Annotated in this window: 4 protein-coding genes and 1 other RNA gene; all 5 read right to left on the bottom strand. The window is 52.0% G+C overall.

Translation table 11 applies throughout. From position 1 onward, the window contains the following. Window positions 1-1,572 (bottom strand): DNA polymerase III subunit gamma/tau (gene dnaX, locus L691_RS0124660; RefSeq protein ID WP_025692902.1); only part of this gene is annotated, 1,572 nt, incomplete at its 3' end. 137 nt (window positions 1,573-1,709) lie between these two features. Further along, window positions 1,710-1,977, bottom strand: an RNA gene (gene ffs, locus L691_RS31580) — signal recognition particle sRNA large type. A 252-nt stretch (window positions 1,978-2,229) separates the two neighbouring features. Continuing rightward, the gene (locus tag L691_RS0124655) at window positions 2,230-3,684 is read right to left on the bottom strand and encodes an IS1182 family transposase (protein ID WP_025692901.1); all 1,455 of its coding nucleotides are present in this window, start codon (window positions 3,682-3,684) and stop codon (window positions 2,230-2,232) included. 166 nt (window positions 3,685-3,850) lie between these two features. Then, entirely contained in the window at window positions 3,851-4,048 is a 198-nt protein-coding gene (gene rpmE, locus L691_RS0124650) for a 50S ribosomal protein L31 (protein WP_025692900.1), read from the bottom strand. Between the two features lie 111 nt (window positions 4,049-4,159). Then, the gene (locus L691_RS0124645) at window positions 4,160-5,458 is read right to left on the bottom strand and encodes a radical SAM protein (protein WP_025692899.1); all 1,299 of its coding nucleotides are present in this window, start codon (window positions 5,456-5,458) and stop codon (window positions 4,160-4,162) included. Window positions 5,459-5,577 lie beyond the last annotated feature (119 nt).

The raw sequence follows: 5,577 nt of genomic DNA, 5'->3' as shown, positions 1-5,577 counted from the left end.
CGGCTTGCCCAGACGAGCCTCCAGCACACGTTCGATAACCTGCTTGTTGACGGGCTTCTCCGTTGTTTCCCGGTGTATCGTATTCTTAAACGCCACGAGCACTGCGTCGTCGGTCATTGATACGGGTTCGCCGTCGACAAACCAGGCGTGAACCGTTACCTTCTCTTCCTTAACCGCCTGAAGCACCTGACTCCATTGTTTATATGCGTTCGCAAAATCCCCGCTGTCCTTGCCTGCTATGAATTTATCCATTTGCGGCGGAAGCTTGGAGGTGGAGGATACGCGCGGAGCAGCGGAAGAACGGCCGCCCGCCGGCTTCGAAGCAGCGCTGTCCCGGCCATTTCCAGGCACACCGCCGGACTGAAGCGCTTGCTCCAGCCTCTTCTCCAGAGCGGCAATTTGCCGCTTAAGCACATCAAGCTCCCCATGATCAACCGGCGCGGCACCGCCATTAATATGTGCCTGCACTCCGGTGCTGCTCTCCTTCTCCTGCGGACTGCAGAGCTTCATAAGCGCCACCTCAAACAACGTCTGTGGATGCGTGGCATATTTCATCTCGCCTAAATAACGGTTCAGCGTGTCTACAATGTCGAACAGCCGCTCACGCGAGAAGGCCGCAGCCATATCCTGGAATTCCGCCGGATTCAGCACCCGGTCGGTCAGCCCGGCCGAACCCGGCACCATTTTGATCATGAGCAGATCGCGGAAGTAATACAGCAAATTTTCGAGACATTTGTCGGCGCTCTTCCCCTCATGCATCAACTGCTCGACCAATTCAAGCAGCCCACCCATATCGCTCTCCAAAATGGCTTTGGCCAAGCTGGCAAATTGCTCCGCCGGTATACCGCCGGTCATCCCGAGCACCTGCTGATAGGTTACATGTCCTTCGGTAAAGGAAGAGATTTGATCCAGGACGCTGAGCGCATCGCGCATCCCTCCGTCCGACAGGCGAGCAATATACTGCAGCGCCTCATCCTCGGCGGATATGCCCTCCTTCTCGCAAATAACCTTCAGCCGATTTGTCTGTTCCTCAAGCGAAACTCTGCGAAAATCAAAGCGCTGACAGCGTGATATAATCGTCGCTGGCAGCTTATGAGGCTCTGTTGTCGCCAAAATGAACATGACATGCGCAGGCGGCTCCTCCAGCGTCTTCAGAAGGGCATTAAACGCCTCCGTAGTCAGCATATGCACTTCGTCAATAATATACACTTTACGCCGCACCTCGGTAGGAGCGTACTTCACTTTATCCCGGAGATCGCGGATTTCCTCCACGCCCCGGTTGGACGCAGCGTCGATTTCCTGCACATCCATCACCGCGCCCGAAGCAATCCGCAAGCAGGAAGGACATTCATTGCACGGTTCCGGTCCCGGGCCCCGCTCGCAATTGACCGCTTTGGCCAATACTTTGGCGGCAGTCGTCTTTCCGGTACCCCGAGGGCCGCTGAACAGATAGGCGTGTGAAACCCGCTGTTCGCGAATCGCGTTCTGAAGCGTCTGGATAATGTGCTGTTGTCCGACCATGTCCTGGAACGCCTGAGGCCGCCAGGCACGGTACAACGCGATGTGTTCCAATTAAGCATTACCCTCTTTCAACCGCCGCTTCCCGGGCGTTTATCGCTTCATTATTATACTATATTCTCCGCCTTAAGACCAAAAACAAAAAGCATCTTCGCTTATCGCAAAGATGCTTGATATGTTCATAATTTAAACCGCGCACCTGTTATTGATGACTGCGATCCGAGCGGCAACCCTACGCGGCTGCTCGGGCTAGGCTGCCCTCCGGCACAAAAGCAAACTTGCTTATGGCTGCTTCCTTCCGGACCTGACCAGGTTCACAAGCGCTCATTGCGGAGGACCCAACCGTCAACACAGCGCGTAGGGACCAAACCTCACATCGACAGCACCTCTAACAGGAATTCAACCTCGCTATAGCGGATTGCGAGTTACAGGGCACCGCTACCTCCCCGTCTAGCACGGCGAAGATAAGTATAGCCTACGCCAAAGCAAAAATCAACTGGATAAGAAAACCGGCTTCGTCATCCTTATAGGTCCGCAGCTTTCAGGTCTTCATTAAGAAAAAAATAAAGCCCTCCGCCATAAGACGAGGCCACTGAAAAACCTGGCTTTTACAAAGAGCTGAGAAAGAACCCATCAAAAAAGACGATATTCATTCACGTATTTCCGAATGAAATGTCGTCTTTTGCTTGCTGTCGAAGGAGGAGATGAGCCTTACTGCTCCATCAGCTTCAAGATTCGTTTCAGATTCACTACAAAGATCGCCATCGCTCCTTGTATTTCCATGCCAACCAGACCCGAGGAGGATGCAACATCATACCCGTGTCTATGCTTAAGTTCACTGTTCTTGGCCTCAATTTTGTACCGTTCTTTGGCCTTAGCCTTAAACCCTTCGCTTTCCTGAAATGCAGCCTGCGCCAGATGTTCATCGCACTTTATGCTTACCGAATAGGTTTTGCTTTTTGCCCCTTCCTTGTAGCACCCTTCCCGAACCGGGCAAATCTTGCATTTGTTCACATCGAAATAATACGTATCCACCTGGTTTTTGCCCTTCCCTTTCTTTCCTTGGCGCGCCCGGCGCTTCGCCAGATGTCCGGCCTTACAGACATACATCCCTGCATCTTTGTTAAACTCAAATTCGTCTTCTTTCTTCCGGTTGCCTTGGGTAATGAGCGGATTTAGTTTGGATACGAGTTCGATTTCATTTTGTTCGCTGTACGCCAGATTGTCTTTCTCCGAGTAGGCGGTATCCCCAATCACCGTCTCCACGGTCATCCCCGCCGCTTTGCTTTTTTCTATCAACGTCTTTAGCTGCTTGCCGTCGGGTTGTTCGCCGGTAGTAATCGTGGCGGCTGTAATGATTCGCTCCTCGCTTATCGCAAGATGAGTCTTGTACCCGAAAAAAGAGGAGTCTGCACTTTTGTGGCCGACTTTGGCGTCCGGATCCACGGAAGTTTGCAAATGCTCCAGGTCATCGGTAATGGTTTCTTTTAGCAGGTTGAGCGGTTCCCTCACCTTGGGCAATTCGGTAAAACGTCCGTCCTCTTCAATCACCGCGACCAACTGCTCGCAATAACGAATTTCATCCGGAATGACATTCGTGACCGGTTTGCACGGAAAGACGTTTTTCATCGACTCATCCAGGGTGTAGATCGCTTTTCTCAACATTTTGGAGCGCTCTCGCAGCACCTCTTGCGGCGTCTTTTGGGTATAGCGTGCCTTCGTGTGGGTGGCGTCCACAATAATGGATGTGCTGCGGATGACGCCTTTTTCAATGGCAATTTCCACCGTTTTTCCGATGAGCAGATCTAGCAGCTTCATATCTTTAAGCCGCAATTTGCGGAACTTGGTAAGCAGGCTGGGCTCGATCACTTCTTCCTCGGGAGCCATATGCAGAAAGAACTTGAACGCCAAATCCGTTTTCGAACGCTCGACTAAATCGACATCGGATAAGTCAAACATCGATTTGAGCAGCAAATACTTAAACATCCGGACCGGGTCCTGCGCAGTGCGTCCGTTGTCGTGGCAATAGCTCTCCTGAAGCTCCTCGTAGACAAAGCTAAAGTCCACCAGTTCGTCCATTTTCCGCAACATGTGATCTGGAGGAACCAAGATGTTGTAGAGTTCAATATATGGACTCAAGATAAAGCTCTGCTGTTTCGGAAGCATCAGGTCCACCAGCCTTTCATTGGATGCTTTCAGTATACCGAAAAAAAGAGACAGTTTCCTCAAATTAATGAGTAACTGTCTCTTTCTTTGACTGGATGACTTTTTCAGTGGCCGCCATAAGACGGAGGGCTTTCTACCGATCATTGCCGACCAGCGGCAAACCGGATTAGATTCCGTATTTCTTCTTGAATCTGTCGACGCGGCCGCCGGCATCCAAGAACTTCTGCTTGCCAGTAAAGAACGGATGGCATGCGGAGCAAATTTCGACACGCAGTTCCTGTTTTACAGAACCAGCTTCGAACGTGTTGCCGCAGGCACAAGTTACGGTTACGACATTATATTTCGGTTGAATTGCAGTTTGCATTTAAATTTCACCTCTTTTGCCCTGAGCCTCAGGCGGACCCAGAGTTAATATAAGACACATAGATACAGTTTATCACGAACATAGCTTGGAAGCAATAGATTTCCCTTTGAATTAAATACTACGGCTTTGTGGCGAAACCCGAGCAACGGCTTTCTTGGACCTGGCCTCCCCAGCCGGAGGAACATGCGTATACGAGCCGATAACCACTTCCGGCAGTTCCTCACGAAAGATATCAAGCATGGTCTTCATTCCCAGGATCTCGCCTCGGGCCGGCGGAATCAGCTCAAGATAGCTCTCCGGGTCAATATTAAGATTGCGCATCTGGATGAGCTTGAGGCCGGTACGCCTCACAAATTCCACCATCGCTTCAACCTCTTCCTCCCGGTCGGTGACCCCCGGAAATACCAGATAGTTGATGGAAGCGTAAACACCCTGCGACGCCGCATACTTTAGCGATTTCTCCACATTGGCCAGCGTGTAGCCCCGAGGCTTGTAATAGGCGTTGTAATGATCATCCAGCGCGCTGATGGTGCTAACGCGCATCAAATCGAGTCCGGCGTCGACAATTCCCCGGATATGATCGCTGAGGCCAGCGTTCGTATTAATATTGATATAACCCATATCGGTAACGGACCGGACTTCACGAATGGCTTCAATAATCAGCTTCGCCTGTGTAGAGGGTTCTCCCTCGCAGCCCTGGCCGAAGCTGATAATGGATTCCGGCGTCTTCAAATGCTCCAGCATAACTTCCACAATTTCTTCTACCCTCGGCCGGAAATTCATCCGCGTCTGCGGCGAGACAAAGCCGCTGTCATCCGGCTGTTCGGAAATGCAGCCGAAACAACCCGCATTGCACGAATAGGATACCGGAACGCCCCCCTCCCAACGGTTCAGAAACGTATTGGATGAGGTCAGACATTCATAGCCGAGCGCACAATTGGAGAGATGCCCATACAGGCGGTTCTCCGGATATTTGCTAGTCAGGCTGTTCACCCCGCTGCGCACCGCATCGCGGTCGCAGTTGAGCGGATTCCATTTGTAAGGATCATCGGTCTGTTCGGCGGCCACGTAGAAGCCTCCGTCTTTCCACACGACAGCTGAATAACCGAACAGCGGCAGCTTGTACGATTTATCCGTCTTGACATATCCCGGCACACAGAGACGGGTAAAGCCCTGCGGAAGCAGCGCTCCTACCGCATGCGAGCCTTCCGGCAGCGGCAGCATTTCACCGGTAGACGGATTCATCCCGACGGCTCTCGTATTCGGCAGTAGAGAAAGCGTTGCCCCTTCAGGCAGCGGAATTAATTCTTCCTCCAGCAGTTCGACAATCATATCCCCGCTGCGGGCCAACCCGTGCAGCTTAGGATGATCGTATACGTTTCCTTGCCCGTCGGCATATACCAGATGCATAGTATTCTCCTCTTGAACTTATTTCTTAGGTGGTAGTCGTTACGGAAGCGGTCTTGGTGCGTATCGGACGCCGAGCGGAAGCCCCGCTGTTCGATGTGCCTCCGCTGCTTGCGGTAGCG

The organism is Paenibacillus zanthoxyli JH29, assembly GCF_000520715.1.
GTDB lineage: Bacteria > Bacillota > Bacilli > Paenibacillales > Paenibacillaceae > Paenibacillus_AQ > Paenibacillus_AQ zanthoxyli.
This window is presented reverse-complemented; position numbering and strand designations above follow the sequence as displayed.

Excerpts from the sequence above, each read along its gene's own strand:
- L691_RS0124655 (WP_025692901.1), bottom strand. The coding sequence starts at position 3,684 with ATGCTTCCGAAACAGCAGAGCTTTATCTTGAGTCCATATATTGAACTC.
- rpmE (WP_025692900.1), bottom strand. The coding sequence starts at position 4,048 with ATGCAAACTGCAATTCAACCGAAATATAATGTCGTAACCGTAACTTGT.
- L691_RS0124645 (WP_025692899.1), bottom strand. The coding sequence starts at position 5,458 with ATGCATCTGGTATATGCCGACGGGCAAGGAAACGTATACGATCATCCT.